Source organism: Haloarcula sp. CBA1122 (assembly GCF_009741785.1).
GTDB classification, from domain to species: domain Archaea; phylum Halobacteriota; class Halobacteria; order Halobacteriales; family Haloarculaceae; genus Haloarcula; species Haloarcula hispanica.
This window is the reverse complement of record NZ_WPCB01000009.1, coordinates 15,467-34,641: the sequence shown is the minus strand read 5'-3', so window position 1 is coordinate 34,641 and position 19,175 is coordinate 15,467. Positions and strand designations below refer to the sequence as shown.

General features: G+C 64.6%; 21 protein-coding genes, 2 tRNA genes and 3 pseudogenes. 5 read left to right on the top strand and 21 right to left on the bottom strand.

The annotated features are described in order from the left end of the window. A pseudogene (locus GJ630_RS05470) lies at positions 1-2,282 on the bottom strand (DUF6789 family protein). 177 nt (positions 2,283-2,459) lie between these two features. Between GJ630_RS05470 and coxB the strand changes: the two are divergent. Next, a complete protein-coding gene (gene coxB, locus GJ630_RS05465) occupies positions 2,460-3,182 on the top strand; it encodes a cytochrome c oxidase subunit II (protein ID WP_014040347.1) in 723 nt (240 codons plus the stop codon). A 27-nt stretch (positions 3,183-3,209) separates the two neighbouring features. Here the strand turns inward: coxB and panB are convergent, their stop codons facing one another. Then, positions 3,210-4,019: a 3-methyl-2-oxobutanoate hydroxymethyltransferase gene (panB, locus tag GJ630_RS05460; RefSeq protein ID WP_014040346.1), complete on the bottom strand. Its 810-nt coding sequence runs from the start codon at positions 4,017-4,019 to the stop codon at positions 3,210-3,212. 97 nt (positions 4,020-4,116) lie between these two features. On the opposite strand from panB, the gene GJ630_RS05455 reads away from it, so the two are divergent. After that, positions 4,117-4,344 carry a DUF5822 domain-containing protein gene (locus tag GJ630_RS05455; protein ID WP_005534398.1) on the top strand — a complete coding sequence of 76 codons (228 nt, stop codon included), beginning with the start codon at positions 4,117-4,119 and terminating at the stop codon, positions 4,342-4,344. Here the strand turns inward: GJ630_RS05455 and GJ630_RS05450 are convergent. The 3 genes from GJ630_RS05450 to GJ630_RS05440 are packed head-to-tail and all read right to left on the bottom strand — an operon-like array spanning position 4,323 to position 6,582. After that, entirely contained in the window at positions 4,323-4,865 is a 543-nt protein-coding gene (locus tag GJ630_RS05450) for an HAD family hydrolase (protein ID WP_050038057.1), read from the bottom strand. The two genes, GJ630_RS05455 and GJ630_RS05450, sit on opposite strands and share 22 nt — an antisense overlap. A 48-nt stretch (positions 4,866-4,913) precedes the next feature. Next, complete coding sequence (locus tag GJ630_RS05445; protein WP_191449518.1) at positions 4,914-6,041, bottom strand: acyl-CoA dehydrogenase family protein; 1,128 nt, start codon at positions 6,039-6,041, stop codon at positions 4,914-4,916. Between the two features lie 37 nt (positions 6,042-6,078). Further along, positions 6,079-6,582: a multiprotein-bridging factor 1 family protein gene (locus tag GJ630_RS05440; RefSeq protein WP_014040343.1), complete on the bottom strand. Its 504-nt coding sequence runs from the start codon at positions 6,580-6,582 to the stop codon at positions 6,079-6,081. Positions 6,583-6,713: 131 nt separating this feature from the next. Between GJ630_RS05440 and GJ630_RS05435 the strand changes: the two genes are divergently transcribed. After that, a tRNA-Leu gene (locus tag GJ630_RS05435) sits at positions 6,714-6,798 on the top strand. A 266-nt stretch (positions 6,799-7,064) separates the two neighbouring features. On the opposite strand, the gene GJ630_RS05430 is transcribed toward GJ630_RS05435, so the two are convergent. Then, the gene (locus GJ630_RS05430) at positions 7,065-7,292 is read right to left on the bottom strand and encodes a hypothetical protein (protein ID WP_014040342.1); all 228 of its coding nucleotides are present in this window, start codon (positions 7,290-7,292) and stop codon (positions 7,065-7,067) included. A 188-nt stretch (positions 7,293-7,480) separates the two neighbouring features. Beyond that, positions 7,481-7,565, bottom strand: a tRNA-Leu gene (locus tag GJ630_RS05425). Positions 7,566-7,651: 86 nt separating this feature from the next. On the opposite strand from GJ630_RS05425, the gene GJ630_RS05420 reads away from it, so the two are divergent. Next, positions 7,652-7,960, top strand: coding sequence for a cyclin (locus GJ630_RS05420; RefSeq protein ID WP_014040341.1), 309 nt, complete (start codon positions 7,652-7,654; stop codon positions 7,958-7,960). On the opposite strand, the gene GJ630_RS05415 is transcribed toward GJ630_RS05420, so the two are convergent. The 13 genes and pseudogenes from GJ630_RS05415 to GJ630_RS05355 all read right to left on the bottom strand — a co-directional run bounded on the left by GJ630_RS05415 (position 7,961) and on the right by GJ630_RS05355 (position 17,634). Beyond that, entirely contained in the window at positions 7,961-8,449 is a 489-nt protein-coding gene (locus GJ630_RS05415; RefSeq protein WP_014040340.1) for a phosphopantetheine adenylyltransferase, read from the bottom strand. Between the two features lie 70 nt (positions 8,450-8,519). After that, positions 8,520-9,085 (bottom strand): annotated as a pseudogene (locus GJ630_RS05410) (helix-turn-helix domain-containing protein). Positions 9,086-9,197: 112 nt separating this feature from the next. Beyond that, the gene (locus GJ630_RS05405) at positions 9,198-10,277 is read right to left on the bottom strand and encodes a glutamate--cysteine ligase (protein ID WP_146417233.1); all 1,080 of its coding nucleotides are present in this window, start codon (positions 10,275-10,277) and stop codon (positions 9,198-9,200) included. 107 nt (positions 10,278-10,384) lie between these two features. Beyond that, a pseudogene (locus tag GJ630_RS05400) lies at positions 10,385-11,016 on the bottom strand (fibrillarin-like rRNA/tRNA 2'-O-methyltransferase). Beyond that, positions 11,013-11,852: an NOP5/NOP56 family protein gene (locus tag GJ630_RS05395; RefSeq protein ID WP_014040336.1), complete on the bottom strand. Its 840-nt coding sequence runs from the start codon at positions 11,850-11,852 to the stop codon at positions 11,013-11,015. Before GJ630_RS05395 ends, GJ630_RS05400 begins: the two are co-directional and overlap by 4 nt. Positions 11,853-11,933: 81 nt before the next feature. Continuing rightward, the gene (locus GJ630_RS05390; RefSeq protein ID WP_014040335.1) at positions 11,934-12,716 is read right to left on the bottom strand and encodes a DUF5803 family protein; all 783 of its coding nucleotides are present in this window, start codon (positions 12,714-12,716) and stop codon (positions 11,934-11,936) included. Between the two features lie 10 nt (positions 12,717-12,726). Further along, positions 12,727-13,401, bottom strand: coding sequence for a DUF2110 family protein (locus GJ630_RS05385; protein ID WP_014040334.1), 675 nt, complete (start codon positions 13,399-13,401; stop codon positions 12,727-12,729). Then, the gene (tfe, locus tag GJ630_RS05380; protein ID WP_004592762.1) at positions 13,401-13,931 is read right to left on the bottom strand and encodes a transcription factor E; all 531 of its coding nucleotides are present in this window, start codon (positions 13,929-13,931) and stop codon (positions 13,401-13,403) included. Before tfe ends, GJ630_RS05385 begins: the two co-directional genes overlap by 1 nt. A 191-nt stretch (positions 13,932-14,122) precedes the next feature. Continuing rightward, entirely contained in the window at positions 14,123-14,374 is a 252-nt protein-coding gene (locus GJ630_RS05375; RefSeq protein WP_014040333.1) for a hypothetical protein, read from the bottom strand. Between the two features lie 96 nt (positions 14,375-14,470). Beyond that, complete coding sequence (locus GJ630_RS05370) at positions 14,471-15,028, bottom strand: dihydrofolate reductase (RefSeq protein ID WP_050007210.1); 558 nt, start codon at positions 15,026-15,028, stop codon at positions 14,471-14,473. Beyond that, a complete protein-coding gene (locus tag GJ630_RS05365; protein WP_191449517.1) occupies positions 15,025-16,377 on the bottom strand; it encodes a sulfatase in 1,353 nt (450 codons plus the stop codon). The genes GJ630_RS05370 and GJ630_RS05365 overlap by 4 nt, the downstream gene beginning before the upstream one ends. A gap of 58 nt (positions 16,378-16,435) precedes the next feature. Next, positions 16,436-16,975 (bottom strand): tRNA (cytidine(56)-2'-O)-methyltransferase, encoded by a 540-nt coding sequence (locus GJ630_RS05360; protein ID WP_050007209.1) that lies wholly within the window; start codon positions 16,973-16,975, stop codon positions 16,436-16,438. Continuing rightward, positions 16,972-17,634 carry a thioredoxin domain-containing protein gene (locus GJ630_RS05355; RefSeq protein ID WP_151146302.1) on the bottom strand — a complete coding sequence of 221 codons (663 nt, stop codon included), beginning with the start codon at positions 17,632-17,634 and terminating at the stop codon, positions 16,972-16,974. The genes GJ630_RS05360 and GJ630_RS05355 overlap by 4 nt, the downstream gene beginning before the upstream one ends. Positions 17,635-17,751: 117 nt before the next feature. Between GJ630_RS05355 and GJ630_RS05350 the strand changes: the two genes are divergently transcribed. Then, positions 17,752-18,678 carry an NAD-dependent epimerase/dehydratase family protein gene (locus tag GJ630_RS05350; RefSeq protein WP_191449516.1) on the top strand — a complete coding sequence of 309 codons (927 nt, stop codon included), beginning with the start codon at positions 17,752-17,754 and terminating at the stop codon, positions 18,676-18,678. Between the two features lie 8 nt (positions 18,679-18,686). Here GJ630_RS05350 and GJ630_RS05345 read toward each other — a convergent pair whose 3' ends face one another. After that, positions 18,687-19,142 (bottom strand): YbhB/YbcL family Raf kinase inhibitor-like protein, encoded by a 456-nt coding sequence (locus GJ630_RS05345; RefSeq protein WP_023843259.1) that lies wholly within the window; start codon positions 19,140-19,142, stop codon positions 18,687-18,689. Positions 19,143-19,175: the final 33 nt, after the last annotated feature.

The following is a 19,175-nucleotide window of genomic DNA, read 5'->3' as shown; positions in this document are numbered from 1 at the left end:
TCAGCCGCCCCCGTCGGTCTGGGTCCGAAGCGTCTCGTCCGACTTGAGGTACTGGAAGGTCACGGTTAGCCCGATGCCGTAGGCCCAGTGAGAGACGAGTACGAAGGTGAGGTACCCGACAAACGCGAGCCCGCTCTGTCCGGTGTAGAACGCGATAGCAAACCCGCTGGATATCAGCGTTGCGAACACCAGCCGGTCTCGAACAGCAAGCGACCGGGGAGGTAGTCGGAGAACGCAAGGAACAGGAGCGGCCAGGTGACGGTCCCACCGACGAGGAAGAGCACGGCCCCGATAGCCGGGCTCGCGGGCAGCCCGACCAGTTCGGCGATTTCACTGAAGGAAACCGGGTCGAGGACGCCGATGAGTATCGCTGTGATGAGCCCGCCGCTCATCAGGACTGTGCCGACAAACCCGCCAGCCGCGGCCATCCAGGCGTTTCGTGAGACGGTCTCGGCGACGGTACCGACGCCGCCGGCCAGTCCGGTCGGCTCGGCTTCAGGGGCGTAGGAGCGCCGTGTCGTCTCGGGCTCGGTCGGCTCCATATCGTACTTGTTCATCATGTGCTGTTCGAACCACTGCCACTCGCGGGTGAACTGGCTCGTCGCCTTCAGGCCCCACGGGTCCGTCGTCGACACGGGCGTCCCCCGCCAGTAAGAGACGAGCATGTTGTACAGCCACAGCAGGGCGCTCAGGCCGATGATGTAGCCGCCCACGGTCGCGATTTGCTGGGCGAACTGGTACTCCGGTGGGTAGATGGCCTGTCGTCGCGGCAGCCCAAGCCCGCCGATGACCAGCAACGTCATGAACGTCACGAACGAGCCGAAGACGATCAGCAGCGCCTGGAATCTCGCCATCCGCGTGTCGTACCACCGACCAGTGATGAGCGGGTACCAGTAGTAGCTCGCGGCGATCATCAGGAACGGGATGATGCCGACGACGATGAGATGGAAGTGGCCGACGACGTAGTAGGTGCCGTGATAGAGGATGTCGATCGGGATAACTGCGAGGAACACGCCGGTGACGCCACCGATGATGAACGTCCCTATCCCGCCAGCACAGAGGATAAACGGCGCAGTCAGGCGGATGTTCCCTTCCCACATCGTCGTGATCCAGTTGAACACCTTGATCGCGCTCGGAACGGCGATAGCGATGGAAACCGCCATGAACGACAGCTTGACCCGCGGGTCCGCGCTCGTCGTGAACATATGATGCGCCCAGACGCCGAAGGAGAGGACGCCCAGCCCCAGCGTCGAGTAGACGATGAACTGGTAGCCGAAGAGTTTCCGGCCGACGAACTTCGGCAAGATAAGGCTCATCAGCCCCGTCGCCGGGAGGAAGAGGATGTACACCTCCGGGTGGCCCCAGAACCAGAACAGGTGTTGCCAGAGGATAGCACCACCGCCTTCCGTCGCAAAGAACGTCGTCGCGAGGTTCCGGTCTAGCAGGAGCATCACGAGCGCGCTCCCCAGCAGCGGGAACGCGAACAGTGCAATCCCGCTCGTGACGAGCATGTTCCACGAGAAGATGTCGAGGTTCGCCCAGGTGACGCCCTCGCCACGTTCGTAGACGATTGTGGTGATGAAGTTGATAGCACCGACCGTCGTGGCGATGCCGCTCAGGTGCAACCCGAGCAACAGCAGGTCTATCTGCGGATTGGGCTGTTGCACGGACAGTGGTGCGTACAGTGTCCAGCCGATGCTCACTTCGCGCATCGTGAGGAAAAACCGGATAGCGTTCGCCGGGAGCACCAGATTCAGAACCTGGCCGAGGACCTGGATCATGAGTCCCATCCGGACCATAATGAGTGCCGGCGGCAGGAGCCAGAACCCGATAGCGTTGACCCGCGGGAACGCCATGTCGTCGGCTCCGATGAGGAGCGGCAGGACGTAGTTCCCGATGCCGAAGAACACGGGCAGGACGAAGAATATCAGCATCGTCAGCCCGTGCGTTGTAAACAGCGCGTTGTACGTCTCCGGCGTCCAGATGTCCGCCGGCGGCGTCAGCAGTTCCGTCCGGAGCATCATCGCGTCGACGCCACCCCACAGACCGGCGGCGGTGCCGAAAGCGATGTAGAGCAGACCGATGTCCCGGTGGTCCGTCGTCGTCAGCCAGCGGGACACTTCAGACTGGAGTCGACCGATTTCGAATTCGATCTCCTCTCGGGTCGTGTAGCCGCCGTCGCTCTCCGGTCGTGCTTTCTGCCGCTCCCGGAGCCACAGAAGAAGCACCGACAGCGCCAGCACGGCCAGGGCAGTTCCCTCAACGATAGCCCTGTTTAGCATCTGTGTGTAACGTGCCGTCCCGGAACGATTGCTCGTCTCGTCATGCCACACGTTACCAATAATTGACACGCCCACATTCATAAAACTACGCTGGGAACCCGACACCAGTACGGGTCACCGGTCAGCTGTCATCACCTTGGGCAAGTTATTTGACACGGCGATTGGTACAGTGTGACAATGCGTCTCCGACGACGCGTGATTCAGGCGGGCCTTGTCGTGGTCGGGCTCTCGCTACTTGCTGCCCCGGCCACAGCGCAGTCGGTCAACAGGGCGGCTATCGACGACCTCAACGAACAGCTCCTGTACGTCGCTCTGCCGTTGACGTTGTTCGTCGAACTCACGCTCGTGTACGTGATCTACCGGTTCCGGAACAACGACGACCCGCAACCGACGGTCGACGACCCGGCGCTAGAGGTGACCTGGACGGCCGCGACGGGCGCAATACTTGTCTTTGTCGGGATCTCGGCGTTCGTGGTGATGGCTAACCCCTACATCACGCCTGCAGCGGCCGAGGCATCCGCCGGCGGAGGCGACGCCTTCGCGGAGGATACGGAGATAGACGTGCTTGCCTACCAGTGGGGATGGGAGTTCTCCTACGCCGAAGCGAACGTCACGACGGAGGAACGGCTGGTCCTTCCAGCGGACAGGAACGTCACGTTCAGGCTGCGGACGACGGACGTGATCCACGCCATCTACATCCCGCAACTAGGCGTCAAACAGGACGTCTTCCCCAGCCGGACGATAACGGCCCGAACGCACGCGACCGAACCCGGCGAGTACCGGCTGTACTGCGCTGAGATGTGCGGGTCCGGCCACAGCAAGATGAACGCCACCGTCGTCGTCAAGAATCAGTCCGCCTACGACGCCTGGATGGAGAATCAGACGGCTTCGGCCGACTAGCGGACTGCTGAGTAGGCGTGAAAAGCGTCAGTATAGGTCGTCGAGTTCGCCCTCGGTGTGGCTGTGGGACTCAGCCGGGAACTCGCCGGATTCGACGGCGTCGATGTACTCGTCGACAGCGTCGGCGACTTCGCCGCGAACGTCGCCGAACTGCTCGGCGAAAGGCGGGCTGGACTCGGAGAGGCCGACCACATCGGTGAACACGAGCACTTGCCCGTCACAGTCGCCGCCGGCTCCGATGCCGATAGTCGGGATGTCGACGGCCTCGGTGACCTGGGCGGCGAGGTTGGCCGGGATGTGTTCGAGCACCAGCGCGAACGCGCCGGCGGCCTCGTGTTCCCGCGCGAGGTCGAGGATCTCCTCTGCCTCCTCGCGGCCGGTCGCCTGTCTGGTGTAGCCGGTCTGGTTCACGCTCTGTGGCGTGAGTCCGAGGTGGGCCATCGTCGGGATGCCCAGCTCCGTCAGCCGCTCGGTCAGTTCGACCGTATGTGGCCCTGATTCGAGCTTGACCGCGTTTGCGCCCTCTTCTTTCAGCATCCGCCCGCAGTTCTGGATGCTCTCGCTCTCGTCCGTGCCGAAGGAGAGAAACGGCATATCGGCGACGACCAGCGCGTCGTCCGCACCGCGTGCGACCGCGCCGACCCGTGAGGCCATCTCGTCGAGCGTGACCGGGAGCGTGTCGTCGTGGCCGAGGACGGCGTTCCCCATGCTGTCGCCGACGAGAATGACGTCCACGCCGGTGTCGTCAACGATGCTCGCGGTCACGGCGTCGTACGCTGTCAGCATCGTGATCGGCTCCTCACCAGCCATCGCCTGCAGATCCCGGACAGTTGGCATATCCGAGCGGGGGCGCGCCTGCGCCTTACCTGTTCGGGTTGCGCAGTTCGCACAGGAAACCGCAAGGTGCTTGCCGCACCTAGCTGTACCACAGGTCGTGCCAACAGTCGAGAAGACGGACCCGGACGGCGTGGACTTCGGGTGGGTGATGCAGGTCACGTTCGTGACGACGATATTGGTCGGCTCGCCACTCGTTGTGCTCGCGTCGACCGCGGTCACGCTCCAGACCTGGACCGCGCGGGCGATGTTCGCGGTCCGCGTCGGCGCGCTCATCTGGTTCCTGACGGCCGTCTGCGTCTACCTCTACGCGCGATACCGGGCTTGATCGAACTCGCTCGCCCACTCGAACGCCATCCCGGCCCGCCGGGCGGCCGTCGCGTCGCTCTCTGAATCGCCGACGAACACGGCCGCGCCAGGGTCGACCCCGATTTCTTCGGCAATCGCCAGCAGACCCTCCGGGTCAGGTTTCGGTGACTCGACGGTGTCACGGCCGACGACCGGCCCAACGTGACTGTCGAGGCCATGGACATCCAGCGCGGCCCGACACGCCTCCTCGGCGTTGAGCGAGCACACGCCGACGGGGACGCTGTGTGGGAGGCCGTCGGCGAGGGTCAGTCGCTCCGACTCGTGCGCCCCGGTCCGCTCGTGGTCGGTGATCGCCGCCTCGACGGCGTCACGGTGGCCGGTCTCCGAGGACAGCGTCAGCATCTCCCAGAGGTCGCGGTTCTCGGGGTCGACGTTTCGTTCCCGCAGGACCGTCGCGACGTCGCTGGTCACCGTAGCCCAGTCGACGGCCAGCCTGACGAGCGTCCCGTCGAGGTCGTAGATGACGGCGTCGTGTGTCACACCAAGCGATAGGGCCGACGCCCGCAAAACCGCTTCGCCCCGTCGAGCCTACTCCAGCAAGTCCTGTGCGATAATGTTCTGCTGGATTTCGCTGGTCCCCTCATAGATGGTCGTCACCTTCGCATCGCGGTAGAAGCGCTCGACGGGGTAGTCCGTCGTGTAGCCGTAGCCGCCGTGGATCTGAATCGCCTCGTTGGCTACGTCCACCGCCGTCTCGCTCGCGAAGTACTTCGCCATGCTCGCCGCCGCTCTCGCTCGCTCGCCGCGTTCCAGTTGCTTTGCGGCGTCCCACGTCAACAGCCGCGCCGCCTGCACGTTCGTCGCCATGTCCGCGAGCTTGTGCTGAATCGTCTGGAACTCGCTGATCGGCTGGTCGAACTGCTCGCGCTCCTGCGCGTAGTCGAGGGCCTCGTCGAGCGCGGACTGTGCGAGTCCGACGGCCTGCGCGGCGATGGCGACCCGACCGGTCGTCAGAATCGACAGCGCCGCGGCCAGTCCCTTGCCCTCCTCGGTCAGTTGGTAGCGCTCGGGCACGCGGACGCCGTCGAACTGGAGCGGAGTCGTGTCGCTCGCGCGGAGGCCGAGTTTGTCCTCTTTCTCGCCGACGGTGAGCCCGTCGGTGTCTTTCGGCACCAGAAACTGCGTTATCGAGTCCGGGTCGTCGGGGTCGGTCTTCGCGAAGACGATGACGACGCCCGACCGCTTGCCGTTGGTAATCCACTGCTTCTCGCCGTCGATGACGTACTCGTCGCCGTCGCGCCGGGCGGTGGTCGACATCTCCCGCGGATTCGACCCGGCCTGTGGCTCCGAGAGCGCGAACGCGCCGACCGGGCGGCCGTCGGCCATGTCGGGGAGCCAGTCGTCCTGAACGGCTTCGGAGCCGAACTGTGCGATACACGATGTCGCGAGGCAGTGGACCGACAGCGCCGTCGCGACCGCGAGCGACCCGTACGCGAGTTCCTCGTTGACCAGCGCGTACGTCGGCTTGTCGGCGTCGAAGCCGCCGTATTCGGCCGGTGTCGTCAGCCCAGTGATGTCGATATCCGCGAGCCCGTCCCAGCACTCTTCGGGAAAGGACTGCTCGCGGTCGGCATCGGCGGCTTTCGGACGGATGTCCTCGACCGCGAACTCTCGAACGGTGTCTCGGATGGCTCGCTGTGCAGCGGAGAGATCCATACCGACCGTTACAGCGGAGTCACGAAAATATTCGGGGTCAGTTGGACTCGACGAGGTCGATGTCGAGGTACTGTTCGAGCGCCTTGATCGTCGACCCACCGACGTTCGCCTGCGTCGCGCGCCCCTGCTCGACAGCGAGGATGTCCGCTTCGTCAAGATCGAGCTCCTCGGCCAACTCACCTGTCTGGAGGCCCTCGCCCTGACGCGCCTCCGTCACGCGCTCGCCGTACTTGCTGACCAGATACGGGAGCTGGTCGTCGTCGTAATCAGCGCCGTCCTCCCAGTGGGAGGCATCGGCCTGCTGTGCGTCTTGCATCTTCGCCGCGTTCTGCGCGGCTTTGCGTTTCCGGTTCTGCTCGTCGCGCGAGCTGTCACTGCCCGTCGTTCGCTCGTTTTCCCCGTGGTCACGCGCACAGCTGTCACACACCTGGAGGGTCGCACCAGCGACGTTCGCGGTCTGGAGGTCGCCGCCGTCGCTACCGCAGAGCTCACAGCTCCCGCCGGCGCTATCGCCACTACTGCCGGTCGAGTATTTGGCCATGCCCCCCGTAGCGGTTTCGTGATATTTCAAACGTCCGGTTCGCGCGAGTGACACACCCTCCCGGGGCGGGTCCAAACGAAAGCGCTTTTATTATCCCACCGGGAACGATTGAATGCACTCAGCAAGAGCGCGCGTGGGTAGCCAAGCCAGGCCAACGGCGCAGCGTTGAGGGCGCTGTCCCGTAGGGGTCCGCCGGTTCGAATCCGGTCCCACGCATTTCTTTGAGCGCGAACAAATCGTGAGCGCTCTGCTAATCGAACAGAGCGGATTCGAACCCTGCAAGGAACGCACAGCGAACTGCTGTGAGCGAGCATTTCTTGCTCCGGTTCGAATCCGGTCCCACGCACTCTCAGAGTGCAGGTGCATTCCCTTGGGACTGCACCCACGCAAACTTACTTCGGACACAACGCTTCCAGAGCGTTCGCTGTCCCTTCTGTCGTCAAAAACAAACAGACACGACCCTGAGCGAGCCCACTCCTCGCTCACCGCATCTCGTCGAGCGCGACGGCGTGCTCGATGTCGACCGAAATCCAGTGGGTGGGGAGCTCATCGTCCTGATCGCTGAAGACGGTGAGCTCGGTCGGATTGTCCGCATCGTCGACCGCATACTCAAACCGAGTCGATCCCGCGGGGCGAGCAGACGGGTCACGGAGTGGGTCATACACCGACATCGTCAGTCCCTCGTTTGGAACGACGCGGACACTCCTCATAAGCGGCAGTTGTGATTCCTGCGGTGTGAGAATCAGTCGGTAGAGGCGGTGGATGCTATCGCTTGAGTTTGTAGTATGACTGCGCGGGACCGGATTCGAACCGCCTGAACGTCGCTCTCTTCGTTCGCTCGTTCCGTGGTTCGAATCCGCTGGCGATTCTGCTGCTCGCGGTTTGCTCGCAGCAAGAATGCGCGGGACCGGATTCGAACCGGCGGACCCCTACGGGATAGCGTCCTAAGCGCTACGCCTTTGGCCTGGCTCGGCAACCCGCGCGCACCAGTCGGTATCCGCGTTGGCATCAAGAACCCTTCGCTTGCGGGCGACGAAGGTTTAGGTAGGATGGGGAACAACGAACTCGTATGTACCGCGCCAGCGACCGAATCGAGCACGACGAGTGGCTCTCCGACATCGAAGCCGCGTCGGATAGGCTCGACCTCGGGACGGAGGCGCGGTCCCACGCGGTCGACCTGTTTCTCTCGACAGTTCCGGACGAAGACCGCTCGAAACAGGCGACAATGGCTGCCAGCGTGTACGTCGCCGCGCTGGTCGCTGGTGAGGAGCGGTCCCAGTCCGCTGTCGCGGAGGCGACTGGCGTCTCCCGGTTGACGATTCAACAGCGCTGGAAGGACTTGCTGGAGACGGCCGGGCTGGAAGCGCCGGGCTGGTAGCTACGAAATGTTCTGACGGCCGGTGCGGTTCGGCGTGAGGTTCCCGTGTTCGTCGATTTCGCCCTCGACGATCCGGGTCGAAGAGATGATGTCGCCGTCCTCGGCGCGGACGTGCGGGACGACTTCGATTTCGAGCGGGTCGTGGCCCCGCTCCTCGCGGATCTCGTTGATGCGGCGGCCGCCGGTCTCCGTCTCGGGCGAGACGACGAGCGTGTCGAACTGCGGCTCCGTGGCGATACCGGTCGGCTCGGTGAGTTCCCGGACCGCCCATTCGCGGCCCTGGTCGGCGGCGAGCGTCGCGAGTTCGTCGGCGAGTGCAGATTTCCGTTCGCTGAACGGCCGAACGTGGCGCTGGTCGTGGCGCGTCTTCGGCGCGAGGTCGTCGCTGGTGAGGCCAACTGTCACGTCCCCGAGTTCGAATGCGCGTTCGAACAGCGCGCGGTGTCCGTCGTGAATCGGGTCGAACGTTCCCCCCAGCGCGACATTCATATCCCGGGCAACGGCGCGGGTAGGTTTAGTAATATCGACTCGCGAAACGGCTTGCAGGAACCCGTTTTGACTACACGTCGGCGTCGTCGTCGCCGCCCTCGGACCCGTTTCCTTCGTCGCCAGTGTCCTCGCTGCGTCGGTGTCGTTCGTGCCGTCGTTCGCATCCTCGACCGAAATCGTTACCGGCTCGTCGTCGGGTTCCAGCGTCGTCTCGCCGCCGCCGATATGGTCGTCGAGGTTGAACACCGTGTTCAGTTCCGACTGGATGTCTCCGACGATGGTGTTGACGAGGTCGCTCGGCGGAATAGCGCTGTACTCGTAGGGGTTGTTGCCCGCGCCGTCGCTCTCACGCTTCTGGCGGGTCACGACTTCCTCCTCGGTGAGCGCCGCCAGAGCCTCGCGGACCGTGCTCGGATACAGACCGGTCCCCTCGGCTATCTCCTCGCTGGTGCTCTCGGGATGCTGTCTTAGGTGGACGTAGATCCGCGCCCGCGTCTCCGTGTCGAGCACCCACGCCAGCAGGTCGACGATCCCTTCGTCGAACTGCTCGACCGCGCGGTCCGCCTCCTGTTCGATTCGTTCACGGACATCGCCTGTGTCCTCGAGGTCGTCGTGATCGTTGTCGTCTGCAGACATGCGTTGTCTCTGTGAGGACAAAAGCTACAGCTGGATAAAAACCCTTGGCTCAGACTCTCCTGTCGCTCCGCAGTATCGAGCAGGCAAGTCCGGCCGCGGACGACAGCCCAGATCAGGACAGGCGAAGCGAGTCAGCGAGCGCCATGACCCCCTCCTCCGCACGAAGCCGGCGCTGTCGCTCGGCCCCGCTTTCGCGGTCGTACAGCTCCCACAGTCCGTCGATACCCAGCCGGTCGCTCTCCATCTCGACCAGTTCCTCGACCGAGCGTGTCGTCGAGATGTCACGCGATATCAGTTCTGCGGACTGGCCGTGGCGGATTGCACGCCACTTGTTCTCGTCGAGGAACTCCCGGCGGAGTCGCCGGCCGGACTCCCCGTCTTCGTAGCGCTCGGCGAGATCGACGACGAGTTCGCGGACGTACTCGACGAAGGCCAGCACCCGGTCCGGGTCGGCTTGCCCGTCCGGAGCACGTACCTCGACGGTGCCGTGGCCCGAATGCGGTCGCACGTCGAACCACAGTTCGCCGCGGTCGTCGATACTACCAGTTTCGAGCATCCGCCGTTCGTAGGTCTCGAAGGCGTCGTAGTCGTCGAACGCTGTCGGCATCCCGGTGTTGGGCAGGCCCTCGAATATCTTCCCGCGGGCGGACTGCAGCCCGGTGTCGAAGCCGTTCCAGTACGGCGAGTTCGCCGACAGTGCAAGCATCAGCGGGAGATGCCAGCGGAGTTCGTTCGCCACCCAGACGGCCTTGTCGGCGTCGTCGACGCCGACGTGGACGTGCAGGCCTGCGGTCGTGTTGCGGTGCTGTGGGTACTGGATTCGGTCTAGCTGGGACTTGTACCGGGGCTTCTCGGCGTGTTCGAGTTCGCGCCACTTCGCCAGCGGGTGCAGTCCAGCAGCGGCGATACCGAACCCGTTCGCTTCGGCGTGGTCGACCAGCGCATCCCGGACTGACCGAAGGTGCTTCCCGGCGTCCGCCGGGTCGTCGATACGCGGCGTCTGCGTCTCGATAACGCACTTGAACAGTTCGTGGTCGAGCCGGCCGTCGAGAACCGCAGGCGGCTCCGTCTCGTAGACGAGTTCGTCCGTGCCAGACGTCGGGCGACCGAACTCGTCGACGACGTAGAACTCTTCTTCGATGCCGAGCGTCCCCATCCGGGTAAAATGCTCGGCAGATCCCGTCGCGTCCATTACTCAGCACATCGGAATCGACCCGGTAAAGCCTTCCGTCCCCGCCCGCTCAGCCCGCACAACTGGATTCCGTCTCGGACGATTATCGCGGGCAGTACCAATCCCAACTAGTCCTCTCGCGGCCGGGCAACGATACCGAGGTGGTCCTCGTGGAACGGGTCCAGACGCGCCGTCTCAAGCAGTTCGTACTCAGCGCTGAGTTCCGTACGCACACTGTCGAACACGGCGTCGGGGTCGGCGGTCACGTCTTCGCTTCTGGCCTTGATAGCCGCGAGGAGCCGCCCGTCGTCAGTCAAGAACTGTTTGTTGAGCGTCGCCACCCGAGCCTGCCCCCTGGTCGCCACGTCCTGCACGACGACGTCGACCGGTTCGAGACGTGGGCGTAGCTCTCAGGCTTGCGTGCGTCCTTGAGCAGCGGGAAGAGATTCCGCCGGCTCTCCGCGGCGTCCAGCAGTTCCCGCACGGGCCGGGGCGCGAACTCGACGGCGTAGGTCGGGCCGCCGAAATCGGCAACGTGACTCACGGTCGTCCCGGCCGCCGCACCGAGGTACAGGACGGTCTCACCGCCCTCCAGACCGGTGTCCATCCCCTGTTCGAGCATCGCGCCGAGCTTCGAGCGGTGCGGGTCCCACCGCCGCCAGTCGCCGTCGGTCCGCTCGCCGTACACCGGCTGACCCTGCGTGGCGAGGCTCGTCTCGCCGTCGAAGTCGTGGCGCTCGACGCCAGTCGGGAGCGTCATTCGTCGCCCTCCTCGGCCCGGGCCTGAATCCGCTCGATACGCCCGTCGAGTTCCGCCTGCAGGTCCGGCCGACGGTCGCCGCTGTAGTGGTCGACGCGAGCGGCGATTGAGAGCTTCCCGGCCAGCGCCCGCGCGGCAGACCCGCGGTCCGCACGACGGGTCCCGCGCACGTACTCGTGGGTGAAGATGACGCCGTGTTTCGGGGACGGCGCGTTCCCTTTGAGGTGTGCGAACAGCGCGTCTTCCGCGCCGAGGACCTGTACCGTCCCGCTCGGTTTCTTCGCCAGCGCTTCGAGGCCGCCAGCCAGTGAAATCAGGCGGGCCGCAAGCACCGGCCCGGCCAGCATCGAGAGGTTCGGCGCGACGGCGGGCGCGGTCCGTTCGATGTATGCCCGAAGCGAGTCCGCTTCGTCGGCCAGCTCGGCCGTCTGCCCGGCGAGCGACCGGAGGGCAGTGTCTCCCTCGTCCTCGTCGTCTCGGTCGGCCAGCGAGCGAGCGTACTCGACGCCGCTCCCGCTATCACCGTGCCGGCTCCCGCCCCACTCGGCGACCCGTTCGGCGAGTTCGTTTGCCGTGCGCTCGCAGTCGGCCATCGCCCGGACCGCGTGGACGAGCTGCTGGTCGTCAGCGCCCTCTCGTTCGGCGACCGCCGCGCTGGTGGCCGCCATCGTCACCTCGTGCAGACGGTCGTAGTAGTCCGCTTCGTCGTCTGCGAACCCCGCCTCGACTGCCTGCTGTGGCCAGTCCTCCGGCGTGTCGGCTCGCCCGGCCTCTATCTGTTCGACAGCGGCCGCGTCGTCGTCCGGGTCCAGCCCGGCGAACCACCCGTTGCTCATAGCCGTGTGTGTACGCCCGACGCGAAAAAGTGACCCGGTTAGCGCCTGCGAAACGCGTCGGATCTCGCTTTCGATCCGGCCTCAACGCATCCCTGGCGGCGGACCACGGTCCCGCGGGTCGTCGTCACCGTCCTCTTCTTCGAGGTCGATACCGGCCTCCTTGCGTCGGCGAATCACTTCCTGCAACTGCCGATAGTAGTACAGCGTCCCCACGACGCCGATGACGATGGCGATGGCCGACAGGCCGCCGAACAGCCACAGGTCGCGGTCAAGATAGTACCGGACGACAATCTGGTCGGAGGTCACCTCGTCCCAGCGGATGACCTGCTGGCCGTCGACGGTCTCCGACTCGTAGCCTCCCGGGCTGATTCGCGAGAGGAACGGAATCCCGGCCCCAGTGTTGGGCGGGAGCACGACCGTGTACGAGCCGTCCTCGACGAGCGTGGGGGAAGCGAAGCGCTTGCCGGTCCGAGCGACCGAGTAGCCCACCTTTCCGGAGACGTTCCCGGAGAGATTGACTGTCGTTCGCTGGCGACTCTCCGAAGCGCTCAGCGAGGAGTTTGCGGCGCTAACGACCGTCCCGTTCGCGTACCGGAACCGAAGCGCACTGATAGGGACACTCCGCTCGCGCCCGAGGCCGTCGACGGTGTACACGTCAAATGAGGTCTCGTTCTCCACGGCGTAGACGGCGGTGTATCTCGATTCCTCGATGACGATTGTTCCGTCTGCCGAGGTATTCCAGTCGTAGCTCGCGTTCTCGTTCAGCCGCTCCGGGTCGACCTCTTCGGAGCCGAAGAAGCCGCTACACCCCGAAAGGGCGACCAGTGCGAGAACGGCGACCAACAGGAGATGGCGGCGTTTCATAGCTCGAAAGTCAGGGCACGATTGCCAGCAGCTCCGACGGCATGTACTGCCCGATGTCGGCGAGCAGCCCCGGCGGGTCGGTGTCCGGGTTGCAGATGATGCTCTGTTCTAACAGGCCGATGCGTTCGACAGTGACGATGTCCTGTGCGTGGCCGGCACGGTTAACTGTTGCACGCGCCTCGGAGCGCGTGACGCTGTTCGCGTTGATACGACCGTTGTCGCCACGGGTCCACTCGTAGAGTCGGTCCTGTTCGACCTCCGCGAGGCGTGCTGGGTCGCCGGCGACGAACCGGAGCGGAAGGTGCTGGACCAGTCCGAACCGCTTCCGGATCTGGCTGGGCGTCCCCTGCCCGAGACCGAGCTGATCGGCCGGAATTCGGACCGTCTGCCCGAAGCCGACATCGAGGACGAAGCCGTCCTCGTCCCAGCTATCGAGCGTTCCGACGTACGTCTCGCCGTCCTCGTGGTCGGCGACCATCTCGCCGAACTCCTCGCGCAGCAGGTTCTTCGCGACCGTCTCGTCGGGGCCGTCGACGGTCACTGACGGGAACTCGTCGTCCCGGAGGCCGATGTCGTACGCCACGTCGAGGTCACCGAGTTCGTTGCCGACCATCGAGCGCAGGCCGTCGAGCGTACGGTCCCGGGCGTCGCCGGCGACGTACACTTTTGTACCGAGGACGACCATCAGGCTTCCACGTCCACGTCAGCGTTCAGTTCGTCTCTGAGCTCCTCGATGCGGTTCTCCATCGCGGTGACGAGACGGGTGTTCTCCATCGTCTCGACCTGGTTGCCACATTCGGGGCACTCGAAGCCGAACTCCATCGCCTCGCCGAACTCGAAGCGGATGCCGCAGTGTTCACAGAGGTAGAACTCGTTTTCCCGCTCGTACTCGCGGCGCTCTTCGAGGCCGTCGAGCAGGCGGTGCATCTCCTCTTGCAGTTGTTCGGGGATCTTCTCGTACTGGAACGTCCAGAGGTACGTGAGCCACCCGGAGTCCTCGTCGCGGAGCCGACGATAGGTCGCGAGGTCGTTCTCGTAGAGGATAAACAGCGCTCTGCGCACGTCGTTCAGTTCGAGCCCGAGCTCCTCGGCCAGTTCCTCGTCGGTCACTTCGCCGTCCGGCGGCGCGGCGGCGACCGGCATCCCTTTCGGTCCGACCAGCTCGTGGAGGTACTTCTGTATGACGGGGTCCTCCAAGAGTTCCTCAAAAGCCATTACCCGCACATCCGGGAGTCATGTGGTTAAAACCATCGGGTCGTCCTCTCTCGAACGCTGACGCAGAGGCCGGGGCCATGATGCTGTCGGGGAGTTCCCGATGTGCCCGCAAACGGGCCACAACGACGGACAGCAGTCCCTTTGTAATACCACCAGCACTGGAACCCGTTGCGACGACCTCGACAACCCCGCTATTCGATTTTCTCGACCGAGGTCCGGCAGGAGGAACAGGTCTCTTTGTCGATAGCGACGAAGACGGAGTCACAGGAGGGGCACTCGTAGAGATTCGATTCAGGTCCGTCGGCCGCGTCCGTACCGCTATCCCCGGCAGAACTGGCCTTGACTCGTTTCTCCGTCACTGCTCCGGCCTGTGGTCCGCTGTCCGACTGCCGTTTCCCACCCGAGAGTACGTCCGATACGGATTTTTTGATTTTGTCTAGCATCGCGAGTTGTTACAATATACTAGTCACTTGTATTACTTTAATAGCTGTGATTTCCCAGACAGTGACAACTCTAGTCGGTTTTCCCCTGATGAACAGTCAGAGGTCGTCGAGCGGTCGCGGCGACGCCTGTTCGTATTCGATAACGTCGAACCCGTCGTGGAACTCCCGGGACAATTCCGTCCATTCCGCTCCCAGGTCCGGGAAGTAGCGGTCCCCCTCGTTTCGCTCGTGGATGCGGCTGAGAAAAATCCGGCCGGCAAACGGGAGAAACAGGTCGTACACCGCCTCGCCACCGATGACGTAGGTGACGGGTGGCGAGTCGCTCGGTTCGGCTGAGTCGTCGCCAGCGAACGCTTCGGTTGCGCCAGCGCGGGCGGCGGCATCGACGGCTATCTGCGGCGTCGTGGCGTACTCGACCGTCTCGGAGTCGGCGCTCCGGCTATCATCGGTCGTCAGAACGACAGTGTAGCAGTCAGTTAGCGGGTCCATCGAATCGAACGTCCGGCGGCCGAGGATGACCGGGTGACCCGCGATGCGGTCCTTGTACTGGCGCACGTCCTCGGGATAGTGCCAGGGGACGCCGCCGTCCAGGCCGATGACGTTGTTCTCGTCGGCTGCGACTACGAGGACTAGTTCGGTGTGGGGTGCTGTCATTTGTAACCAAGTGCCTCCAGCCGGTCGTCGAGCGCCCCGGCAAACTGTGTGTCGGACGCGTCCTCGAACTCGGTGTAGCCATCGAGTAGCGTCGCGATATCCACGTCGGCGTACCGGTCGCTGTCGAAGTGGTTCCGGACGACGGCGGCGGCGATATCGCTGTCCTCGGCCGTGCCGCCACAGCCCTTGATGACGGATTCGTGAGCGCTGTCGCCCCACGCCGCCCGCTTTCGGACCTCGTCGCCGGGCCGGTCGTGGTAGACCAGTCGGGCGTGCTTCGCAAAGGGTGCGGCGTCGCCACAGACCCGTTCGGCCTCCTCGCGCATCGCCGGGCCGATGGGGGCCTGGGACGCGACGACGGTTCCGTTCGGCGAGGCGAACGCCGGGCCGTCCGCGTTGCCGTCGCCGAGTGCCATCGCGCGGACGGCGTCGGGGAACCGGCTGAGCGTCGCCAGATCGGTGACGCGGTGTCCCTCCCGCTGGCCGGGGGCACGGACGACGAGTGGGACGTGATACATACTGTCGTGAGTCCCGATGCGGTGGCTGACGGCCGGCGGTTCCTCGAGGATTGCCGTTGGCTCGCCGAAGCCCTCGCCGTGGTCACCGGCGAAGACGACCAGCGTGTCGTCGAGGACGCCCTGTTCGTCCAGTCCGCGGATCAGTGTCTCGAAGATGGCGTCGGCCTGCCGGACCGCGCCGTCGTATATCTGTTCGAGAATGCCGGCAAAGCCAAGCGACAGGTTCCCGGAGAGGAACTCCCAGTGCCACTTGAACCCCATCGACTCCTGGAGTTCGCGGGAGCGCTCGTCGCTCCACTCGTCGTAGTCGGCGAGCGGTTCGTACGGGCGGTGGGTGTCCATCAGATTGATGCAGGCGGCCCACTCGTTCTCACGCTCGTCAATCCACTCCAGCGTTCGGTCGGCGTACCAGAAGCCGTTTGGCCAGTCGCCCAGCGAGCCGTTCGTCTCGTAGGCCGAGTCATACTGCTCGGGCGAGCCGACCGCCGTCTGGAACACCTCGTCGAGCCCTGACTCGTGGTCGGTCAGGAACGGATTGTCGGAGAACAACCCCGTGTCATAGCCCGCTTCAGCCAGTTCTTCGAAGATTGTGTGGCCGGCGTCGAGTCTAGCGGTGTGGTCGACGCCGTGTTCGTGGGTCTCGTGGCCCGTGAACATGCTGACGTGGCTGGGGACGGTCCAGTTGCTCGGGCTGCGAGCCTGCGTGTACACCGTCGCCTCCTCGGCAAAGGCGTCAAGAAAGGGCGTCGTCTCCCGGCGATAGCCCAGTACGGAGGTGCTCTGGGCGCGGAGACTGTCAGCGACGACGAGCAACACGTTATGACGCGACATCTGCACCACAGTTAGCGTCGAGCGATAAAAGGCCCGCGGCACAACTGCGTGGGTATCGCTACTCGTCGGGGTCGACGACTCGTTTGCCGGTTTCCTGCGGGACGACGACTCTCTCGGGGTTCTCCCACTCGCGGTCCAGTTCCCGGCCCTCGAAGAGGCGGTCGAGGAAGACGGCCAGGGAAGCGACCTCGGAGTGTGGCTGGTTGGTGACGCCGACGTTCCAGTCGGCGTGTTCGTACACTTCGAACGGGACCTTCTCTGCGCCAACGACGACCAGCAGCGGTTCCTCGGCGTGGGCCTCGCGGACATCACCCTCGATATCTTGCACCGGTTCGCCGTACATCGTCAGGTGGACCACGCGGCCCTCGAAATCACGGATGAGCCGCTTCGGTTTCTCTGTCGAGGCCACGTCGAAGGGGCCGCCAAAGCGGTCGGTGATGTCTATCACCGTGTCGGCCTGATTGCGAGCGGCGTTGGCCAGCACGACTTTGTCAGCCCCGAGCGCGCGTGCGGTGAGACCGACGTGGGTCGTCATCCGCTCGTCCCGGCCGGGCCGGTGGCCCAGTCGAAGCACCGTCACCTGCGGCGACTCTTTCATCCGTCGCTCCGTGCCGCTTCGATAGCCGACCGAACCGGCTCGTAGGCGATTTCGCTCCACTCGACCCGCTCGTCGTTGACGAACACGGTCGGCGTCCCCTGGACGCCACGGTCGATACCGGCATCGCGGTCGCCGGAGACTGTCGGGCGGTACAGTTCCCCCGTCGCGGCCGCTCGAACCGTTTCGCCGTCGACGTCCAGTCCCTCCGTCAGTTCGGCGTAGGTGTCCGGGCCCAGCTGGTTCTGGTTCGCGAATAGGCGCTTGGAATACGTGAAGAAGGCCGCCGCGCCGACGTTGTCCTGCACGGCGCGCGCGGCGCTTGCGGCCTGCCACGAGACTTCCTCGTCGACCGGAATCGGGAAGTCGTGGTGCTCGTAGCGGACGGTTCCGTCAGCGAGGTAGTCGTCGCGGAGTTGCGGGAAAACGGATTCCGAGTAGGTCGCACAATGTGGACAGGCGTAGTCCTCGTACACCGCAACGGTCACGTCGGCCCCGGGGTCGCCCGCAACCGGCGTTGAGAGCGGTTGGCCCGGGAGGGGCGTCGGCGTCTCCGTTGTCCCGGCTGATTCCGACTCCGAGCTACCGCCGGCACAGCCGGCCATCGCGCCGACAGTGCCGACGGTGGCCGCCAGCAGCCCGCGACGAGTGAATCGAGTCATAGCCGACTCTCACAGGGGAAGCTATAAAACGACGTTGTCATCCGTTACTGGGGTACGGATTCCCCTGGAATCGGCCGCGACCACAACGTTTTTTCTCGCATGGGAAGCATCGCACCTATGGACGTATCAGAGAAGCGAATAGTCGTCACCGGCGGGGCGGGCTTTATCGGGTCGCATCTGGTCGAGCGCCTCGGTCCGGACAACGACGTAGTGGTCGTCGACAACGAAGCGAACGGGCAATCCGAGTGGGTCCATGAGGACGCGACCTATCTGGATGGTGACCTCACCGACCCCGACGTCGTCGCCGAGGCCATCACGAGCGATGTCGACCTCGTCGTCCACCTCGCGGCGTCGAAACTGGTCGACACGGACACGCCCCGCCGACAGTTCGAGGACAACAGCGACATCACCTACAACATCCTCGAACGGATGCAGGAAGTCGGCGTCGAGAACCTCGTGTTTACGTCGTCATCTACTGTATACGGCGAAGCGCCGCGGCCGACTCCGGAGGATTACGCGCCGCTCGAACCAATCAGCGTCTACGGCGCGACGAAACTCGCCGAGGAGTCGCTCGTCTCGACGTACGCCCACAGCCACGACATCCAGTCGTGGGTGTTCCGCTTCGCCAACATCGTCGGCCCCCGCCTGCGCGGCGCGGTCATTCCTGATTTCATCGAGAAGCTCACCGAGGACCCGTCGACGCTGACGATTCTCGGTGACGGCCGTCAAGAGAAGTCCTATATGCACATCTCCGAGTGCATCGACGCGATGCTGTTCGCCGTCGAACACGCCGACAAGGACCACAACGTGTTCAATCTCGGGACGCGGACCACCACGTCAGTCGACCGCATCGCCAGCATCGTCGCCGACGAGATGGGCATCAACCCCGAGTACGAGTACACCGGCGGTGACCGCGGCTGGACGGGTGACGTGCCGCGAATGCGCCTCTCCGTCGACAAGCTCTCGGCGCTGGGCTGGGAGCCCGAACAGTCGAGCGACGACGCGGTGCGGCAGTCGACCCGCGAACTACTCGAAGAACTCTGAGCGCGGCGTCAGGCCGGGTACGTACCGTTTAATTGTGCTTTTTCGACGACGTGGCCGCTGGCCGCGTCGTACACGTCGTCCTTGTCCGCTGCCGGGGAGAGGTCGAGCGTCGTGTCTAGCGCGTACAGCAGGAAACGGTACGTGTGCTCCCGGTCCGGCGGGCTCGGACCGCCCCAGCCGACCTCGCCGAAGTCGTTCTGTCCCTCTGTGGCCTCGTCGGGTGCCCATCCCTCTGGAATCCGGTCGATATCCGGCGGGATGTTCCAGATGAGCCAGTGGTCCCACACCTTCCCGGCCGGCTCCTCGGCGTCCGGGTCGTCGACGATGAGGAGGAGCGACGACGCGGCTGACGGGACGTTCTCGACTTCCAGCGGGGGGTTCGTGTTCGCTGCCGAGTAGCCGTGTTCCTCGGGGATGCGCTCGCCGTCGTCGAAGGCCGGACTTCGGAGCTGTAGGTCTGCCATGTCGGGAGATATGACAGACAAACACAAAAACGT